Genomic DNA, 19,197 nt, shown 5'->3' on the forward strand with positions numbered 1-19,197 from the left:
CGCATTGTCAGCGCCGTGAGTTGGTCGCGTTCCGCTTCACTCAAGACCAGTGGCGCCTTCGGTCTTCCTCTCATCGTCGCCTCGCTTATTTGCGAACCCTGCAACCCAGGTTAGTACACAACGCAAATAAAGCAATGAATTTCTAACTCGGGACACTAGTGACGCGGCACCACTGATAGGGATAGGTGCCGCCACCGATGTGCGCCTTATAGAACGCGCAAGAGCCGACGTCGAGCGCGAAGCCATAAATTGCGAGAACAGCTTGGGAATCAGCGACCTGAGCCGAGTTCCTGGCCTGGTCATACTGGCCGTGCGTCCAATAGCCGGGAATCAACGCATAAAGCGGCCCTCCCCGCGCACGAGCCATAGCGTGGACCTTCTCGTCGTAAGCCGGCCTTGACTGCGGAAACGCAGACACGATAGCGGCGAATGCAACGTTCCCGGGAAAGAGCGCGACCATCCAGCCGAGCGGCGGGTCGCCTGAGGTCAAGAGCGCTGTCGTCTTCTCCGGCGCCGGAAGCGGCGGCAGATCGATGGAGAACGTCTTCTTGCTCCATGCGTCGTGGCCCCACGAATGTGCACCGCCGATCAGCACCATGAGCGAACATACGACGAGCACGCTTCTGGAGCCGTTAAGCGCCCTCCGGTAGGTCAGCATCTGGCCTGCCAACATGTAGATGACGAGCGGCAGGCACAGTTCGATTCCAACGAGATACCGTTGAATGCTAAACAGCTTCATCCATACCAGATAGCCGATCGCGACGTACGCGACCACGTACCGGCCTCGGCCTGACAACTGTGGCGCGACGGCGCCCTTCGCTTTCCGAACCGCAACGGTCAGAACCCAACACCAGAAACATGCGTATGCTACGGCCCATATCGCCTGATGCAGGCGCGCTTGTCCGACCCGGTAGGGGTTCAGCGAGAAAACGAAGGGAAAGACGAGTGCTTCCAGGAAGCTCTTCGGAAGCCAGCCTGTGTCCACGACTGACACCCGAGAGGTCAGCGGACTCGGGAAAACAGAACTGAACTGCGGATACAACGGGTTGCCGTACCGGTGCCAAAGCTCGGCGAACCAGAAACCTCCAGTCATTGCAAGGCCAGCCAGCACGCCGACGCCGAACACGAATGCCGCGCGCAGACGCGCGGGTATCGACACTGGCGCGAACAGCAGGCCGCCGCATTGCGCAACAGAAAAGACGGCTGTTGTCAGTTTGAGTCCGGCACCCGCCCCGGACACGACGCCGGCGAGAAACAGCGTCGCGATCATCGGTATGCGGAACTGCGCCAGTCGCGGCGAGACGTAGAGCACGATGAGCAACGCGCCAAGGCTGAAGAGCGACGTCGTGTTATCGCCCATCGTATTACCGATCGCTGATAAAAAGTTGGCAGTGACGCAGCCGGCAAGTGCGAGCCAGAACGGCGTTCGATATCGTGTTGCCTCCGAAAGATCACTCAGCGTCAGGCGGCAGATACCGAGCAGCAGGGGAAAATTCAGCCCGTGAACGACTCCCATCACGAAGCCGACGAGCATCGCGGGCAGATGCATCGCCATGAGATAAAACGGAACGTCCAACAGCGGATTAAAATAACTCTGCATTCCAGCAGGAGCAAGATCGATCGACAACTTCCCGTTGAGGAATGCAAACGCGTTGTAGAGGTGATAGTTGCGCACATCCCAGTTCGAATCAGCGCCCTGATCGAGCGAGTAGAGTCCGAAGATGATCGGGACGATCCAACAGGCGTGCATCAGCGCACGAGGGCTGTTCATGTCGACGCCTTGAAGCCAGCGCATTCGGTTGCGTGCAGTCGTAGTGTTCATTCGGGGAACGTTAGGTGCGGCCTACTTTCGGAAGGCCCAAAACTTTGCTGCGAAGAAATTGACGAACATTCCTGCGACCGATCCGCAGGCGACGCCGAGCAGCGGCAGCCATGAACTACGAGGGCCGGTTACGATGATGAGCGAATACACCGCGTAATTGATGCTTGCGCCGCTCAACATGGACAGCAGGTAGCGCCACCATTCCACCCACGCGGAGCGCTGACCCCGATCGCGGAAGGTGTATTGCCGATTGATCTGCCAGGTCACCCATACGGCGGTGAGAAACGATACTACCCGGCCGAAGAATGGACCGGATCCGCACGCAATCGCGATGTACAGGACGCCAGCATCTGCCGCGAATCCGACAGCGCCTGCAATGGCGAATCGGATGGCTTGGGAAGTCATCATGCCCGACGGGGGCCAGGAATCGCCAGGTAGGCGAGGCGCTTCGATTCCGCTCGCCCGTGGGTTACGGTGTCGAGGACGATTCCGCATACCAGAAGGATTGCGCCGAACAGCATCAGAGCAACGCACAGCAGTGCTGTCGGCAAGCGCGGTACGAGACCCGTACGGATGAATGTTTCGAAGAGTGGTATGGCGAGCAGGATCGATACTAGGGCGCACAAACCGGATCCGAGCGAGAAGAACGCCAATGGCTTCTCTGTCTTGAAGAGCCTGGCTATCGTCACGAGGATCCGAAAGCCATCGCGATAAGTGTTGAGCTTGCTGGCTGAGCCTTCGGGGCGAGACTTGTATACCGTAGGTGTCTCGGCTACGGGCATGCGCAGTTCGAGCGCATGTACGGTCAGTTCCGTTTCGGTCTCGAAGCCCGATGCATGAGCAGGAAACGACTTCACATAGCGACGCGAGAACACCCGGAACCCCGAGAGCATGTCGGTGAAGCTCCGACCAAAGAGGGACGATACGCAGCGTGTCAGGAGGACATTGCCGAAACGATGGCCGAATCGATAGGCAGCTTGCTCGTCGGAAACCCGAGTGCCGACGACCATATCGAGCCCTTCCGCGAGGAGCGCGTCAATCATCGTCGGCGTTGCATTCGCATCGTAGGTGTCGTCGCCGTCCACGAGCACAAAGATGTCCGCCTCGACGTCGGCGAACATTCGACGGATGACGTTTCCTTTGCCGCGCAGTGCCACCGTTCGGACATGAGCGCCAGCATTTTTCGCAACCTCAATCGTTGCATCAGTCGAGTTGTTGTCGAATACGTGTACTTCACATCCGGGCAAAGCAGCTTTGAAATCGCGCACTACGGCGGCGATCGTTGAGGCTTCATTGAGGCAAGGGACGAGAACGGCAATGCGATGTGCAGTCTGTGCGGACATTCGGTGATCAAGAAGTGCTCGGGGTTACGGTCCGCGATCACGCGTTCCACAGCGGCACAGGCGGCCTCGGATGGCGCGGATGACTCGCCTAGCGAGTGCACTATCTTAATCGAGTTTGGTTGAGCGCAACGAAATTGAACCCGGTGTCGAATCGAGCCGCGAACAGACTGCAGTCATGGTGCTCAGCGTAGGCGAGAGTGGATCGAGTTCCGGCAAGAAAATGAACGTCCGATCTAGTCCGAGCGAGCCGCGAGAGCAGAGGATTTTGCGCAGTCGCCGCTTCGGAGCCGGTGGTCACCCCGGGGGAGTTTGCCACCGAGGCCTGCTGGGACTCGAAGATTGCCTGATAGCGACGGATCGTCTTGCGATCGATCCCCGTCAGTCTCCGGATCTGTCGCTGGCTCTTGTTGCGCTCGAGTAGCGTGAATTCGGTACTTTGCAGGTATGGCTTCAAGACGTTCAACTCTCCATCTCCTTCTTGTTCGAAGGAGATAAAAATAAGCGTCCTGTTACGTCGATCCCGGCTGTCAGGCTGCTAGCCGACGATCGTCAGGTGGCTGGGGAGAATTTGAAGTGACCCTCACCGGAGGAAGTTGGGTGACCGCCGGGGGATTTGACCCGCCCAAAGCTCCGGCGTCCGAGTGAGCTGCCATCCCAGGGGCGTCGACGAAAGCGAACCTTAGCAAAATTCCGACAAACTCCAGAATTGAAACGACACCTTTCATACCTTCATTTAGTTGCCGCGCTGAGATGGTGTATTCGTCGAGTTCCTGCGCTTAAGCTGGGGCCGCTGACGGCCCCGTTAGGTAGACGAAGGCATGCAAATGCCTGCAAGCAGAGCTCTACCGTGCGCCGATTGCAATGTCTAAGCACGAATTTAGGGGGAGACATGGACGGCGAGAGCGACCGTTGCGTCAACCAAGAGAGACATATGGTCCTTGTCTTATACTACCCCGACTATGTGAAAAAAATAGCTAGAATCGCGGCTGCCTTGGCGGTCAGTCAGAAATGCCAATCGCTGCGAGTCGTGGTAAATAATCCTGCAATCAGCAGCGCATGTGCCGAGGCGACATTTTGCCATTCCGCGCCTCAAGTTATAGTTATGCGCCATGACAACGAGGGGCTCGAGTTTGGCGCGTACCAATGCGGCCTGAACGATTTGCACTGTAGTAGTGCTAGACCTTTCACTTGCTTATTTGCTAACGACACCATCGGCACGCACGAGCCCATCGATAAGTTTTTTATGCGAAACTTCGAGCAGGCGATATGCGGCAACATGGGGAAGAGGTTCATTGCCGGCAGAATTGACTCGGCACCAGGGCGGATTGAAGTCGGGTGCTTGCACGCGACCCGTTGGATACGATCCAACCTCTTCGTAATCGACGATGCCGCGCTCACTAGCATCAACCACGCCATTTACGCACCGGAGCTAAATTCGTACATTAAGGACAGTCCGCACGAAGACACTTTTTTTGGAGCCACCGTTGCGGCGTCGCTAAGGTCACATCTTTCGGATTGGCTTTTCTCGGCTGGCCCAGTAACCTGGTACAAGTCGGAACCCCTTTCTAGCGCAAACCACATGAGGATGGCGAGCAAGGCCAGATGCATAGTACAGGAACTCTATTTGAGTATGCGCCTTGAAGACGCTGGAACCCGTTTTGTTCAGCCCCCTCCCCTGAGCATAGTCGAAAAAATCGCGGTCCGAGCGGGCTACACCTACTAAGACGGAACACAAAAGCGACTGCCGTGACAGCTAGCGGGCTCTGCGCGCAATTTCTGCTGGTTTCGTTTATAACGCCTACAACCGAGGCTTCCTGTGTTGACAAGAAAAAGCATCATTTCGTTGTATGTGGTGCAGCTTGTCGGCTATGCACTACCGCTCATTACGATTCCATACCTCTCGTATGTACTGGGACCAGCAGGGATCGGTACGATTGGCTATGCGCAAACGATCGCACAAATTTCGCTCATTCTCGTAGATTTCGGCTTCGACCTCACAAGCACCAGAAAGGTTGCCGTTCACAGGCACGAACCGAATGTAGTGAACGGAATATATTGGACCACCACGACCGCGAAGGCAACATTGGCCGTGGTCGGGTCCGGAATACTCGTTTTCCTAAGTCTGGCGATTTCCAGCGAGTCGAACGACCAAATTCCGCTGCTTATGGCGAATCTGATCCTGTGGGGAAATGTGCTAACCCCCACCTGGCTATATCAAGGGTTGCAACGGATGGCCGTGCTTGCGGCAGCGATCGTCACTGCGCGAGTTGTCTTTCTGCTGCCACTTTTCTTACTCGTCCGGAATAACCGCGATGTAGCACTCGCTTCGGCCTTATATTTTTGCCCAAATCTTTTCGCGGGTCTGGTACTTACTGGAATAGCGTTCTCGCAAAAAGCAGTAGCTTGGAGGTATCAAACATCTATCCAGACCATCCTCGCTGAGGCGAAGGAGTCGTATCATCTTTTTCTGAGCTCTGTGCTAACTTCGACCTACATGTATGCAAACGTGCTGTTATTGAAAATTATGAGTGGAAATATCGTGGTCGGGTATTATGTTGCTGCCGACAAAATTATCACACCCCTGCGCCAGCTCTCCACACCTCCAATACAAGCGCTCTTTCCTCAAATCTGCGCGATGTACGCAGAAGGGAAGTATCCGAGCGCCCAGAAGATCATCCGGAGACTTATTATCGCTTTCATTGGCACTGGGGTCTTGATGTTGGTGGGATTCGAGCTAGGCGGGGAATGGTTCGTCAATCGATTTTTTGGACCAAAATTTCACGAAACCTTTCAGATACTAAGGATTATGATTATCGTGCCCGTTATCATTGGTGTCGCTGCAACGCTCGTACAGCTGCAACTTATCGCTTCCGGAAACCAATCCGTATTAAAGAAAATATATCTGGCAAGCGCGTTATTCCATGTTTGTCAAGCGCCATTGATGATTCATGTTTGGGGCCCAATCGGTGCAGCTTACTCGGTGGTAGCCACAGAGATCGTAGCTACTGCGATGGTACTTCTTGCGTGTAAAGAGGTGAGGGCAAAACACCGCTACGTATGACATCGGTGATCAAGATCCGCCGATCAACAAAGCTCCTCGTCCACGCGGTTGCCTTCGCGCCTTACGATTCGGGCTGGGACGCCAACAACCGTTGAATTGGCAGGCACATTTTTCAAAACCACCGCGTTCGCGCCCACTTTCGAATTGTTTCCTATGAAGGTAGCCCCGATCAGCTTCGCCCCCGCGTAAATTGTCACATTGTCTCCGATCGTTGGACAGTCACGTGCGTTGGAGAATCCAATCGTCACCTGTTGATTTATCCAGCAGTTCGATCCGATTGATTTCGCCGCAATAATGGTCGCGAACCCGTGCTGAATGAATAAGCCAGGGCCGATACTCTCCGTGGAGATGAATAGTGTGTTCATCGGTCGGCAGAGCGGGCTGACCAATTTTCCAATCCAGCCGATGCGATGATAGAAGAGGTTCCGATATTCGGGATAAGTCGTCATCAGCCGCACGAAAGCCGGAATTCTGGCGATATCGCGTTCGTTCATATAAATCGCCTTCCAGCGGTCGATATCCGCATTGACCAAGCCACGTCTATCCGTAGTCAACAGAGCGATCAAATGAGGTGTCAGGCGTGCGGCGCTAAGTGCGAACGCTATGGACTTCAGAATCCTTTTCATGTTGGCTCGGTCTGGAGAGAGGCGATCAGTCGAGAAGTCGATACGCCAAACCTAGGAGCGACCATCCACTCGGCGGCGACCTACAGTAACCGAGGTTAACGGTATTTCAGCCTTTCAGATCCATTAATCATAGTTATCCTACATATCAGTAAATGATTAACGTCCTAACGATCGCTCGCAAATCCGTTGAAGCGAAATTCAGTTAAGCTAAGCAACTCAACTCAGGAGAATGAAAAGTTCTCGTTGACGTGAGGTGATGTAAGCGAAGGAGAGAGACCCCTCAACCGCGCTTGGGACGGAGTTGCGTTGCCTTTTTCAACGCCGCCTGAATCGCATCTTCCTCACTGTCGAAGAAGCCTGTGGACGGAGTGTAGGGGCGGGCACCGTCATCGAAACGTACGTAATACGTATATTTTGGTCCGAGCTTTCGAACCTCAATCACGTAGGTGTCCTCTTGGTCTAATCCGTTGTATGCATTCACAAAAGGACCTCGCTCAAAGAGGAGTCGAGTGAAGGGTAAGCACGAGGAAGGGTTTCGTCAACCTCTAATTTAATTTGAAGGCTTGCCTAAGGATTCTTAAGACAGTCGGTCGACCGCGCATCATCAAGGTGCATGGCACCGGCACAGTCTGTGCTGCTCCGCACTCCCGTAGCACTATTTACAGCCTAAACGTAGTTGATTTCAGACAAGAACCCGGACCCAACCGCCACGATTCGTTTCCACTACGAATTTGCACTATCAAACGGTTGTGCAAAGCAACAGAAGTACTCCCTCGCCCCAGGGCGCTAAAACAATGCAAAAAATTTGCGATCTTCAGTCCTATGACGAAACAGTTCAAGTCCTATGCCGATGTGCCAGTGAACGATGACCCTTCACTTTCTCAGAACGTGGATGTGATCATCGAGCACTGGCAGATGGTCTTGTGCGTAACGGCGATCGTCTTCAGTTTGGGGGTCAGCTATGCATTTCTCGCGCCGCCCGTCTATCGCGCCGACGCTATGATCCAGGTCGAAGACCCCAACGGTAGCAGTGTCAGCAGCCCGACGCCGTGGCAGAGCAAAGATGCGGCAGCTCAGTTTGATGCCGCCGCCGCTACGGCAGCCGAATCTGAGCTCGTACGGTCACGCTCGGTGCTTCAGCCTACGGTAAAGGCGCTTCGCCTTGAGATAAACGTGACGCCAAAGTATTTCCCAGTCCTTGGGCGATGGCTTGCTAGCAATGAGAGGAAAGGGGAGTTGGCAAAGCCAGTGCTGGGACTGACCGGGTACGCGTGGGGTGGCGAGGAGCTAACAATCGATACTTTCGACGCCGCAGCAGACCGCCTTTATACATTAATTGCCGGCGAGGGTGGATCGTATGTCTTGCAGAACGACGATAACGTGATCGTCGCACGCTCCGCAATCGGCCAAGATATCGCGGTGAATGACCGTGGGGACAATGTATCGATCAAGGTCAGCCGCCTCGTCGCCAATCCGGGAACCAAATTTACAATTAAACGCCTGCACGAGTTGGACGCAATCAACCGGTTGCAGGATGACCTAAAGGTTGAGCAATTAGGAAAACAAGCTGGAATCTTGTCGGTCTCGCTTGACGGCGAGAACAATGCCAAGATCACCCAGATCGTGAATGCGATTGCGCGCACCTATGTCGAGCAGAATGTTGCGCATAAAAGCCAGGAAGCGCAGACGACGCTCGCCTTCCTCGAGGAACAGCTTCCGATCCTAAAAGGAACGCTTGAGCGTTCCGAGAACGCCTACAACTCGTTTCGCAATGCACACAGTACGGTGGATCTGAGCGAGGAAACGAAACTTCTACTTGGGCAAATGGTTGATGCCCAAGCCAAGCAGACGGAGCTTGAGCAAAAGCGTAACGAATTGACGCAGCGCTTTTCGGAGGAATTTCCGGCTGTCGCTTCCCTGACGCAAAGTATCGATGAATTGAAGACACAGCAGCGCAAGTTTGCGAGTCGTGTCGCGGTCTTGCCGAGCACGGAGCAGAACGCATTGAGATTGTTGCGCGATGTACGCGTGAATACCGGGCTGTATACAAACATGCTCAATAGCGCGCAGCAGTTGGACATTGTACGGGCTGGGCAGATGGGTAACGTCCGGGTGGTCGACTGGGCAATGACCTCGTCGAAGCCCGTCAAACCGAGAAAGACGGTAGTTATCGGAGTGTCCCTGATCTTAGGCCTGGCGCTGGGCTTGGGAATGCCCTTTGTGCGTCGCCGTTTTCGTCCTGGTATCGAGCATTCAGAGCACTTTGAGCGCTACCTCCACGCGCCGGTATATTCGGTTGTGCCTCATAGCGAGAAGCAGGCGAAGCTTGATAGTTGGCTGCGGCGCGGCATGAGAGGGCGGCATCTGTTGGCCACGCAGGCACCCGACGACATCGCGGTGGAGGCAATTCGCAGTCTGCAGGCGGCGCTCCACTTCGATGCGTTCGGAGCATCCAATAATATTATCCTGCTGACCGGCCCCCGGCCGGACGTCGGGAAGTCATTTCTCGCCGCAAACCTTGCAAAGGTACTCGCTGCGAGTGGCAAGCACGTCTTGCTGGTCGACGCAGACATGCGCGGCGGCGATATCGACATGTACTTCGGTGTTAAGAGCGAGCCGGGATTATCCGATGCCATCGGAGGTGAAGCAACTGAGCGCCTGATACATCGAGGCGCGGGCGGGAGTAATCTCGACTTTCTCCCGAAAGGCTCAAAGCCGGAAAATCCGACGGAACTGCTGATGAGCGACCGATTCAAAACTTTGCTTGATGATTTTTCTGCCCACTATGACATGGTCGTGATCGACGCGCCGCCACTTCTGCCCGTAGTGGATGCCGCAGTGATTGCCCGATACGCGGGTACGACACTTATGGCGGTTCGATACGGACGCCACACAACGGCCGAGATCGCCGAAGCGGAGCGGCGGTTACAGAACGCAAACGTCGAAGTAAGTGGTGTGCTGGTCAACGACGTGCCCCAACGGAGCGTAGGGTATGGCTCCTATTACCGTGGGTAAGCCGGATGCTCATCCTAGTTCGGAAATTCGCCGTTGCCCCGACATTGCGGCAGACGGGTCGAAACAGTCGGGAGGCTTCCCAGCTGGAGGTCTCGACGCAGCTCTGATAAGTGGCCTCTTTCTACTTTCGCTTGAATGCGTGCAGGTCGGCGGAGCTCAGCTAAATCAAATCTGGGCTTTGATTCTGCTGGCATTTCTGCTGGCGAGACGAGGCATCCACGTGATGGGCCGCGAAGTTCTTGTTTATCTACTATTTCTCGGTGTTGCGATATGGATGACATTGTTCGCCGGATATCAGCACACGAAAGAGACTCAGCAGATCATCAAGTTTTCGATCGTTTACCCCGCCTTCTACTTGATCGGCCGGCAGTTCGGCCGACACTACATAGTGAATCAGCTGCCATATGGATACGCGACTTTGTTCGGGTTCTTCATTTTTGAGATCATCCTTCAGAAGATTAATATTCCTTATGTTTATAAACCGGTCGAATTCATGGGCGAGGCGATACACGGATCGTTTCTGGAGCGAAATTGGTTCGCGCTCTTCTTCTTTGGGGCAAGCTACCTTCTTTTTCTCCAATCGGAGCGGAGGGCATTCGACGCGGTGGCATTGCTTGCGTTTGGGGTCACCAATGCGCTTGTCAGTGAGTCAAAGACGGTCCTTATCCCTTGCGGAATCGTACTGATGACACAGCTGAAGGGCCACGGCGGTATGAAGGTCTTGCTGCTGGCGGCGGCCGGTGGGCTCTATTTCTGGCGCTTTGGAACTGAGCTCTCCGGGGACATGTTGAACGTTCGGCTCGAGGAGGAGCGTGGTTTGGCATTCGCGATAAGCATGCGTCTCGCCGCGCAAGACTGGCTTGGCCACGGGTTCGGATTTGTCGAGAGTTTTTTTGCCCACGCCGTCGTGAGCGTCAAGGGTTTGGGAGCAGGCACCAACGCGGTCTTTGCCGCACCTATCGACATGATGCTGATCGCCGGTATTCCCGGAATGCTAGCCTGGCTGGTGTTTTTCTGCGGCCTAGGACTGGGTCGCGCGACGATGATTTGCCTGGCGCCGTTAGCCGCATGGTCGTTATCGAATCCACTGCACCAGAATGAGATGACCTATTTGCTACTAGGCTATTTAGTATCTTGGGGACGTAGGGCGCGTTTGGGTAATGTTCATGTCACGGCCAGCCGGCCGCACCAGGTCGTGCACTTTGATTCCACAGTACATAGGCGTGGGGATCTCATATGAAATTCTCGTTGATCGTAGCGACACTGGGGCGAAGTGCGGAGTTGGAGCGTTTGTTCAATTCCCTTGCGGTGCAGACCCACCAGGATTTTGAACTGATTGTGGTCGACCAAAATGCCGATGACCGCGTCGAGACACTCGTCGAGCGCTTCAAATATCTGATCCAGATTGTCTATCTTCGTTCGGAAAGGGGGTTGTCACGCGCCCGGAATGTCGGCTTGCAGGCAGTGCGCGGCGACGTCGTGGCGTTCCCGGACGACGATTGCTGGTACAGGCCGGACGTCCTCGAATTCGTCGCACTGAAACTGACCACCACGGAAGCGGCGTCTGCCGGGCTGACTGGCGCCAGCGTGGATGGAGACGACAAGCCTTCACAGGGGCGTTGGGCAACGAGTCCGCTAACCGTCAATCGCTACAACATATGGACTTGTGCGACCTCGTACACGATTTTTCTGCGCACCGATGCGGTCCGCGCCGTCGGTCGCTTTGATGAGCAACTCGGCGTGGGTTCAGGCTCGCGGTGGGGTGCTGGAGAAGAGGTGAACTTCCTTCTCGGCGTGATCGATGCGGGATTCCAAGTGCACTATGAACCCTCGCTTCGTGTTTGTCACCCAGAGCCGCTCGCGGTATTCGATCATAAAGCCTACACGCGAGGAAGGCTGTACAACCGAGGCTTCGGCCGCGTGTTGTCACTAAACCGATATCCCCTACATTTCGTCTTCTATCTCACCGCAAGGCCGGTCGCGGCATGCCTGATTTCGTTCTTGAAAGGGGACGTGAGTCGCGCTCGGTATTGCTGGATCGCCGCGACAAATCGCATGCTTGGGTGGGCAGACCGGAGATAACAATGAACAGATACTCGTCCCTCGAAGTTGCTCAGCCCCCGTGCACCGTATTTGCAGATTTGCGCTGGCCGGCAAAGACAGGCATAGGCAACGTAATGAAGGCGTGCATGGAGCGTGCTCCAGACGAGACCACAATTGTTCCGCTCAGAATCGATAGCGGTCTCGGTAGTCCATGGTCGCCGTTCCAGATTTCGCGCGCGCTCAATGATGAAGGCGACCATGGAGTGTTTTGGAGTCCCGGCTTCATTCCTCCCGCTTCTAACAAACGACCGTCCGTCGTGACCGTGCATGATCTGACACACTTGCACTTTTACTCTCGACTGCACCGAGCATACTACGACCTCGTTTTCCGACGCATGTACCGAGGCTGCACTGCGGTCGTTTGCGTTTCCGACTACACGCGCAACGAGTTTCTGCGTTGGTCTGGAATGCTGCGCACGCAGGTGCACGTCATTCACAACGGCGTGGATCCGGCGTTCGCAAGGAACGACGAGGTATTCGAATCCAACTTCCCATACGTGTTGTATCCGGGAAATCGCCGGAATTACAAGAATCTCGACCGGCTGCTTACTGCATATGCGCGGTCGTCATTACCAGCCAAAGGTGTCCATTTGATGTTGACCGGCCAGCCCGATGCAACGCTGAAAGAACTCGCACATACACTCGGCATCTCCTGGCGCATAAGCTTTGCAGGAGACGTGTCCGACGTCATGATGCCACGCTTGTATCGCGGCGCACTTTTTGTTGCCTTTGTGTCCCTCTATGAAGGATTCGGGCTTCCGATTTTGGAAGCGATGGCATCGGGCGTGCCGGTGCTCACCTCAAATGTGTCCGCCATGCCCGAGGTCGCAGGTAACGCTGCTCTGATTGTGGACCCCCATTCCATCTCAGACATCACTATCTCGATGAATAGGTTGGCCAACGACTCCGTGCTGCGGCAAGAACTGGTTCAGCGTGGTCGAGAGCGGGCGGCGCGCTTCAGTTGGGATCGGTCGGCCAGTGCGCTTTGGAATATCGTCCACGAAGCGTCGCTGGCGACGCAATAATAATTGTGCAATTGGGTCGGGGAGATCTGTTTCGAGGCAATCATGAGATCAGAAAGCGGCGATCTGAACGTCGTTGTAGTCAATTATCGCACGCCAGAGCGTACTGTAAGGTGCGTGGCGTCAATGCTAGCTTTGAGAATCGCTCTAGCATCAGATATGGTCGTTGTGGACAACGCATCTCCAGATGACTCTTATCGGAAGTTGCATGAGACGTTGCCTGACGGAGTGCGGCTCGTGCGTGCATCGATGAACCGCGGTTTTGCCGCCGGGGTAAATTTCGGGATTGTGGCGGGGACGCGAAGGCGGGTCCTGGTCCTCAATCCAGACACGTACTTCGTTGATAACAGCATAGACAAAGCATTGGCCGTTTTTGATGCGTCGTCGGAGGTCGGCATGGTCGGACTGGATCTGACCTATCCTGACGGTGTGCGTCAATACTCGGCACGGCGCTTCTACAGCCTGTTAGATATCATCGGGCGTCGCACGCCGCTTGGCAGGCTGTCGTTCCTTGAGCGTCGCGTCAACCGCCACATGATGGTAGAAGCCTGGACTCCCGGTATCCCATTCGATGCCGACTGGGTGATGGGCGCGGGATTCATCGTCAAGCGCGAGGCGTATGAAGCACTGGGCGGCATGGACGAACACTATTTTCTATACATGGAAGACGTTGATTTATGCGCGCGCATGTGGAGGTCGGGATATCGAATCGCATGTGTGCCCGGCGCTCGGCTGATGCATGATCATCAGCGGCAGTCAGCAGGTGGGCCGCTGTCGAGTGCAGCTCGTTGTCACCTCCACAGCTTGTTTACATTCAGTCACAAATTTCGCATTCCGCTGACTTCGCCACCTCGCATCGACGGTCTACAGCGGTAGAAGAAGAATGAGTGTCTCAACACGTCAGTCGTTTTGGATGGCTTCTGAGCGCTCGTTCACGGCGCTTGGTCGGCGGGAGCGTCTTCTGCGCGCGCTCATTACGGTATGTCTGGTCGCGATGACATGTTTGGGAAGAGGAGCGTTTGCGGCGTCTATCGTGAACGGTGATTTTACGCAAGGTACTTCTGGCTGGTGGGGAAGACAGATCGATGTCGTCCCCGATGTGAAATACGGCCGTGCACTTCAGGTCGAGTCCGGATTTGCAGGTCAAGACAAGATTCGGGTGGAGAGCGGTCGGCGCTATCGGATTAGCTTGAACATTTGGTCCGTCGATGCGCCTGCACGATCTGCCTTCGTGCAGCTTAGCTTTCGAGGTGCCGGAGTCGACCCCGGCTGGCGGGGTGTTGAATCTATCGAGCAACCTTGGGGCATTGAACCGGCCGTAGCTGTGAGCAGTCGAGGGGACGGTGTATGGGAACGATCTAGTATTGTGGTGACCGCGCCAGAAGGTGCGGACCAAATGATCATTTATCTGCGCAAGGCGGAAGGTCAGCCGGGCGTGGCAAGATTTAGCAGAATCAAAGTCGAGCTGACTCACGATTCGGTCACAGCGACGGATGCGGCAAAGGGTGCGCCAACTGGCGCGAGTGATTTGCGATTTCCTATTGCCGATAGTGAGCGAGATGCGTTGCTTGCTGCAACCCGCAAAACGGGTGGTCCACCCGCACGGACACTAGCTCTCGCGGATCAGGGCGTAACCCGCTACCACGTACACGTTGGCGCGCTTGCCGATGCGGTTACGTTGCAAGCGGCGAGGGACCTCGCGTACTACCTGAAGCGCATTACCGGTGGCGACTTTGGGCGCATCGCGACCGACGAGGCGCCACGACGAGGTCCGACGATCGTCATCGGTCTCGACAATCGACTTACGCTTGCGCTGTGTCCGTCGGTCGATTTCGATAAACTCGGCTCCGATGGATTCGTGCTATGCACGTCTGGGACGAATCTCGTAATCGCAGGAGCAACATCGCGCGGCACGATGTACGGTGTGAATTGGTTCCTCGATCATGTGCTCGGTGTGAAATGGTTCGCTCCTGATGCCACGGAGGTGCCCACGCAACGGACTTTGCACATTGATGCCCCCGATGCTCGACAGGTTCCGCGCTTTGGGTACCGAGAAGTCCTCAGTTGGGAAGGCCAAGATAAGGCCTTCCGGGCGCGCAATCTGCTCAACGGAGAGTCTCACGGTCCATCGTTCGCGCCGTCCGCTCCGGGGCTCGACACCTGGGACAAAAGCTGGCTTGCGAAGGGAGGTGATGCATCGTTTTGGGATCTGCTGCCTAGGGACGAGCATCTGAAGAGCCATCCTGAGTGGTACGCCGGCGGCCAAGTGGCGATGATGAATACCGATGTCCGTCGGATTATGGCGGCCAATGTGGTCAAGAGACTCAGGGAATTGCCGAACTATCGGCATGTCTGGTTCGGAATTCATGACATGGATTGGGGATGGGACTTGGACGCGGACAGCCAGAAGTTCGCGGACCAGCACGGCGGAGTGGCATCAGCTCCGTTGGTCGACCTGATCCAAGACATAGCGACGCGAGTTCGAGCGGTAATGCCCGGCGCACGATTCGCATTCAATGCCTACCACTGGGGTTTTTACCCACCGGCGGGCATGGCTTTACCTGATTACATACTGGTATATCCAATGACCATCCAGGTTGACTACAGTACGCCGCTCAATCGGGCGCGTAACGCCCGGTTGGGGGAGGGTTTGGTTGGTTGGAACGCAATCTCGAAGAACGTGTTCGTTTGGGACCACATTACGAATTTTGCAGGCTTCTTGCAGCCTACACCAAACATCTATCCCATCGGAGAGAGCATCAAGTGGTTGGCTACGCTGAGAAATGTGTCCGGGTATTTTGCGGAAGGAAGCTGGACAACTCCGGGCGCCGAGTTCGCCAGCCTCAGAGTGTGGATGATAGGGCGGCTGCTGTGGGACCCGCGGCAGGACGTGCACGCGCTCGTGGCCGAGTATTGCCGAGGCTATTTCGGCGCGGCTGCTCCGGAACTCGTCGCGTATATCGACTCGATGCATGCAGCGCTGGTCGCGAGCGGTGACCTTCTCTCCGAGCAGGCCCCGGTGAGCATGAAGATGTACTCCCCCGAATTCGTCGCACGGGCCGACTGGATGTTCGACAAAGCGGAACAGGCGGTAATGGGCAATCCATTGTTGCTGGCACGGGTGCGCCAGGCTCGCATGCCGCTCGATTTCGTCATCCTTGTGCGTCGCCGTGAGTATCAGGATGCAAAAGCGGTTCCCGGCTGGCAGCTTGACTATCTGCGGCGACGTTCCCGGTTCGAGGAGACGGTGCAGCGCGCGCATGTGTCGGCATACCGCCAGGAAGGTGACCTCGACGGTCTCAACCAACTGGTCGCCATCGAGCGTCGCCCTGCTACCCGGCCGGCACAGAGTGCAGGTCTGCCGGCCAGGGATTGGAGCGATATCCAAGACCTCGGACTGAATCTTTATAGCTCGGCCCGTATTGTCGCGGACGCCGTCGCTTCGGACGGGGCGGCGATTCGCGTACCTGGAAATTCTTCGTCGTGGGCGGTCCAACTCAAATTCGACAAACTGCCCTGTGAGGGCAAGTGGGACCTTTTTGTGGACGTCCGAGTTGTGGGTGGATCGGGCGGGGGCAGCCTGCGTGTCGGGTCGTACCCACCGATGGACCGCTTCCAGCAGGTTGCCGCGAGCGAGTTGAACGGAGGAACCTACCGGTCGATCCCCGTGCCCGGTGGCCCGTTCGTCTTCGAATCAGATCACGAGAAGGGTGTGTACGTGCAGGCAGTCGGTTTGAATGCGAGCGACGCAGTGTTTGTGGATCGCGTTGTCGCCGTACGGCACAGGTGACAGGCACGGCGTCGTAAAGTGCAGCGTCCGCCTTCGGGGATTGCCGGTTCATTGGAGTCTGGATTGGGTGTCTCTATTGCTGTGTCGGAAAAAATTCCAATAGGTGAAACATGAACACCCTTGCGACCGTTGCAATGACCGAAAAGCAGGTGCTCTATTCTGGATTCCGTTGGGATCATCATGACGATGCGTCGGGATATCATCACGTCGTATCGTCGAGCGCGGACTACGTCGACGGCGGCAATTTATGGGGCGGACGCAGCGTAATAGGATCGCGCTTACGGCGAATCAACTTCCTGCTGATCGACTTGCTGACGATCGTTCGAGCGTGGCCGTACCGGTCGGTGCTTCTATTCTACCCAGAGCAAACGGGGTATTTGTCAGCGCCGATTTTGCGTATGCTCGGTAAGAACGTCATCTATGTGGTGCATCTGGGCGAGGATTACTGGCTTGAGCGGAACGACTCTCTGTTCTTGAAACTCAAACGTTTCAATCTACGCTTTGTGAGCAAATTCATCACCTTGACCGAGCAGCAAAAATCAATTTTCGATAGTCATTTTCCTGGAAAGGTGAAGAGTATTCCGCATGGAGTCTGGTGTCGGGAACGTAACGACTCGCGACCCGACATCTGCGACGACAAGTTGCATTTGACGGTAGTGGGCGACACCTACCGCGACTATGAACTGCTAGCCCGAATCATCGACTTCTTTCTCGTTGCCGATGCGAGGGTGGTTTTCGATTTGGTGGGCATGAACTACGAAAAGCTCGGCGAGTGCAGGAACGCCGCCAACGTCGTTTTTCATAACCGGCTGGATCGCCAGCAGTACCAGGACGTCATCCAAAACTCGCTGTTTTTGCTATTGCCACTGAAGTTCGCCACAGCGAACAATGCGTTGCTCGAAGGCCTAGTCGCTGGCGTGCCGGTGATTTGCAGTAGCGCGCACGGCGTGCACGAATATCTCCCTGCAGGGGACTACGTCTTCGATTCGATCGAAGATCTCGCACTGAAATTGCAACATAGGAGCCAATTGACACAAGCGGAGCGTGCAGTCGAGGCCGAAATGCTTGTCTCGTTCGTGAAGGAAAACTATTCGTGGGATGTGATTCGTAGCAGGGTCATCGATTATTGCCTCTTGTAATCAAGTCGTCGATGTTTTTGCAAATTATTGCGCTGCGCACGCGTTTGCAATCCGACAGCGCTCAGTCTATGATTATATCCGGGAACGGACCCCCGCCTAATTACGGTTCCCGGACGTCCTTTCCCTTGTGCCGGTCGGCTTCGGGACTAATGAGGCGCCGTCTTTGGTTCATGGCGTCGAGATATGTCACAGATTTCATATGATCGAGAGCTAAAATGCACCCAACAGCAATTAGCAATTGTAAGAGTTTTTTTGAGGCGTATGCAAACTCATTTTCGTCCCAACCGAAAGTAAAAGTCATTGAGATAGGCTCGCAAGATTTAAACGGTACCCTGAGAAGCACAATTCCATCCAGCTTCGAATACGTCGGCGTCGATTTTGTTGAAGGCAAAAATGTTGACATTATTTTGGAAGATCCATATAAACTGCCATTTGAAAGCGAGTCAGCTGACATTATCTTGTCAAGCTCCTGCTTTGAGCACTCAGAAATGTTCTGGCTCGTATTCTTGGAAATAATGCGAGTTTTGAAGCCGAAAGGTCTTTTTTATTTGAACGTCCCATCAAACGGATGGTTCCATCGACACCCGGTAGACTGCTGGAGATTTTATCCGGACAGCGGAAGGGCTCTGGTTTCTTGGGCGAAGAGAAACTCTATCAACGCTACCCTTTTAGAGTCCTACACAAGCCTGCAAGCAAAGGATGTGTGGAACGATTTTGTTGCAGTATTTCTGAAGGACGAAAAAAAGGTATCCGGATTTCCATCAAGAATATTGGACCACAAGCGCGAAATAACCAATGGCCTTATTTATGGCAGTAATAATTTTATAAGCGAATCTGATGCAACGGAGGATCAAAAGGGGCTTTCTATTATTCACAGGAAAAGAATATTTCGAAGAAGACTCGAAGCATAGCCAAAACTTTAATGCTTGGCGAGAACCCTTTTCGAGGAGACGCACCACGCCGCTCGGTGTCCAACATCCAGGTTTCCACACTGAGTAAAAGCGGCAAGAAGACACAATGATAGAAAAACTAACAATATTCGTGAATTGATTGAAATTCAATGTATTTATTTGGATTTAATTTTTATGCCAAATAACGAGGTGTTAATCATCCAAAAATAGTCGCCATCGTATTGTCGGCCGCCGGGAGGCAATCTGGAGAGCTATGAACATTCGCCGACACAGATTCCATCGGCTAATCCGAACTTTGACTTCTCAAGTAGCCGAAATCCGCGTCAGCGCTGGGTTTCGGCTTTTTTCTTAGGCTATCATGTAGC

Annotated in this window: 14 protein-coding genes and 1 pseudogene; 9 read left to right on the top strand and 6 right to left on the bottom strand. The window is 54.8% G+C overall.

Annotation, left to right across the window (positions count from 1 at the left end; translation table 11 throughout):
- Positions 1 to 142: 142 nt before the first annotated feature.
- The 4 genes and pseudogenes from AWB68_RS35415 to AWB68_RS35430 all read right to left on the bottom strand — a co-directional run.
- Complete coding sequence (locus AWB68_RS35415) at positions 143 to 1,771, bottom strand: DUF2029 domain-containing protein (protein WP_087648929.1); 1,629 nt, start codon at positions 1,769 to 1,771, stop codon at positions 143 to 145.
- A gap of 72 nt (positions 1,772 to 1,843) precedes the next feature.
- Positions 1,844 to 2,230: a GtrA family protein gene (locus tag AWB68_RS35420; RefSeq protein WP_200828885.1), complete on the bottom strand. Its 387-nt coding sequence runs from the start codon at positions 2,228 to 2,230 to the stop codon at positions 1,844 to 1,846.
- A complete protein-coding gene (locus tag AWB68_RS35425) occupies positions 2,227 to 3,165 on the bottom strand; it encodes a glycosyltransferase family 2 protein (protein WP_087648917.1) in 939 nt (312 codons plus the stop codon). Before AWB68_RS35425 ends, AWB68_RS35420 begins: the two co-directional genes overlap by 4 nt.
- A 220-nt stretch (positions 3,166 to 3,385) precedes the next feature.
- Positions 3,386 to 3,664, bottom strand: a pseudogene (locus AWB68_RS35430) (IS21 family transposase); the annotation flags it as partial.
- A 1,317-nt stretch (positions 3,665 to 4,981) separates the two neighbouring features.
- Here AWB68_RS35430 and AWB68_RS35440 point away from each other — a divergent pair.
- Complete coding sequence (locus tag AWB68_RS35440) at positions 4,982 to 6,226, top strand: oligosaccharide flippase family protein (RefSeq protein WP_087648919.1); 1,245 nt, start codon at positions 4,982 to 4,984, stop codon at positions 6,224 to 6,226.
- A gap of 23 nt (positions 6,227 to 6,249) precedes the next feature.
- Here the strand turns inward: AWB68_RS35440 and AWB68_RS35445 are convergent, their stop codons facing one another.
- Positions 6,250 to 6,852: a serine O-acetyltransferase gene (locus tag AWB68_RS35445; RefSeq protein ID WP_087648920.1), complete on the bottom strand. Its 603-nt coding sequence runs from the start codon at positions 6,850 to 6,852 to the stop codon at positions 6,250 to 6,252.
- 280 nt (positions 6,853 to 7,132) lie between these two features.
- Positions 7,133 to 7,294, bottom strand: a complete 162-nt coding sequence (locus tag AWB68_RS48465; protein ID WP_160110124.1) for a hypothetical protein — start codon at positions 7,292 to 7,294, stop codon at positions 7,133 to 7,135.
- A 380-nt stretch (positions 7,295 to 7,674) separates the two neighbouring features.
- On the opposite strand from AWB68_RS48465, the gene AWB68_RS35450 reads away from it, so the two are divergent.
- The 8 genes from AWB68_RS35450 (at position 7,675) to AWB68_RS35485 (ending at position 18,832) form a co-directional block, all read left to right on the top strand.
- Entirely contained in the window at positions 7,675 to 9,867 is a 2,193-nt protein-coding gene (locus AWB68_RS35450) for a polysaccharide biosynthesis tyrosine autokinase (protein ID WP_087648921.1), read from the top strand.
- Positions 9,845 to 11,107, top strand: a complete 1,263-nt coding sequence (locus tag AWB68_RS35455) for a hypothetical protein (RefSeq protein WP_087648922.1) — start codon at positions 9,845 to 9,847, stop codon at positions 11,105 to 11,107. Before AWB68_RS35450 ends, AWB68_RS35455 begins: the two co-directional genes overlap by 23 nt.
- Positions 11,104 to 11,949, top strand: coding sequence for a glycosyltransferase family 2 protein (locus tag AWB68_RS35460; protein ID WP_087648923.1), 846 nt, complete (start codon positions 11,104 to 11,106; stop codon positions 11,947 to 11,949). Before AWB68_RS35455 ends, AWB68_RS35460 begins: the two co-directional genes overlap by 4 nt.
- A gap of 2 nt (positions 11,950 to 11,951) precedes the next feature.
- Positions 11,952 to 12,995, top strand: a complete 1,044-nt coding sequence (locus AWB68_RS35465) for a glycosyltransferase family 4 protein (RefSeq protein ID WP_160110125.1) — start codon at positions 11,952 to 11,954, stop codon at positions 12,993 to 12,995.
- Positions 12,996 to 13,037: 42 nt separating this feature from the next.
- Complete coding sequence (locus AWB68_RS35470) at positions 13,038 to 13,868, top strand: glycosyltransferase family 2 protein (protein WP_087648925.1); 831 nt, start codon at positions 13,038 to 13,040, stop codon at positions 13,866 to 13,868.
- Between the two features lie 520 nt (positions 13,869 to 14,388).
- Positions 14,389 to 16,782 carry a DUF4838 domain-containing protein gene (locus tag AWB68_RS35475; RefSeq protein WP_160110126.1) on the top strand — a complete coding sequence of 798 codons (2,394 nt, stop codon included), beginning with the start codon at positions 14,389 to 14,391 and terminating at the stop codon, positions 16,780 to 16,782.
- 110 nt (positions 16,783 to 16,892) lie between these two features.
- On the top strand, positions 16,893 to 17,921 hold the full coding sequence (locus AWB68_RS35480) for a glycosyltransferase (RefSeq protein ID WP_125483146.1): 1,029 nt from the start codon (positions 16,893 to 16,895) through the stop codon (positions 17,919 to 17,921).
- Between the two features lie 215 nt (positions 17,922 to 18,136).
- Positions 18,137 to 18,832: a methyltransferase domain-containing protein gene (locus AWB68_RS35485; RefSeq protein ID WP_087648928.1), complete on the top strand. Its 696-nt coding sequence runs from the start codon at positions 18,137 to 18,139 to the stop codon at positions 18,830 to 18,832.
- The last annotated feature ends 365 nt before the right edge of the window (positions 18,833 to 19,197 follow it).

The sequence above is a fragment of the Caballeronia choica genome (genome assembly GCF_001544535.1).
Lineage (GTDB): Bacteria > Pseudomonadota > Gammaproteobacteria > Burkholderiales > Burkholderiaceae > Caballeronia > Caballeronia choica.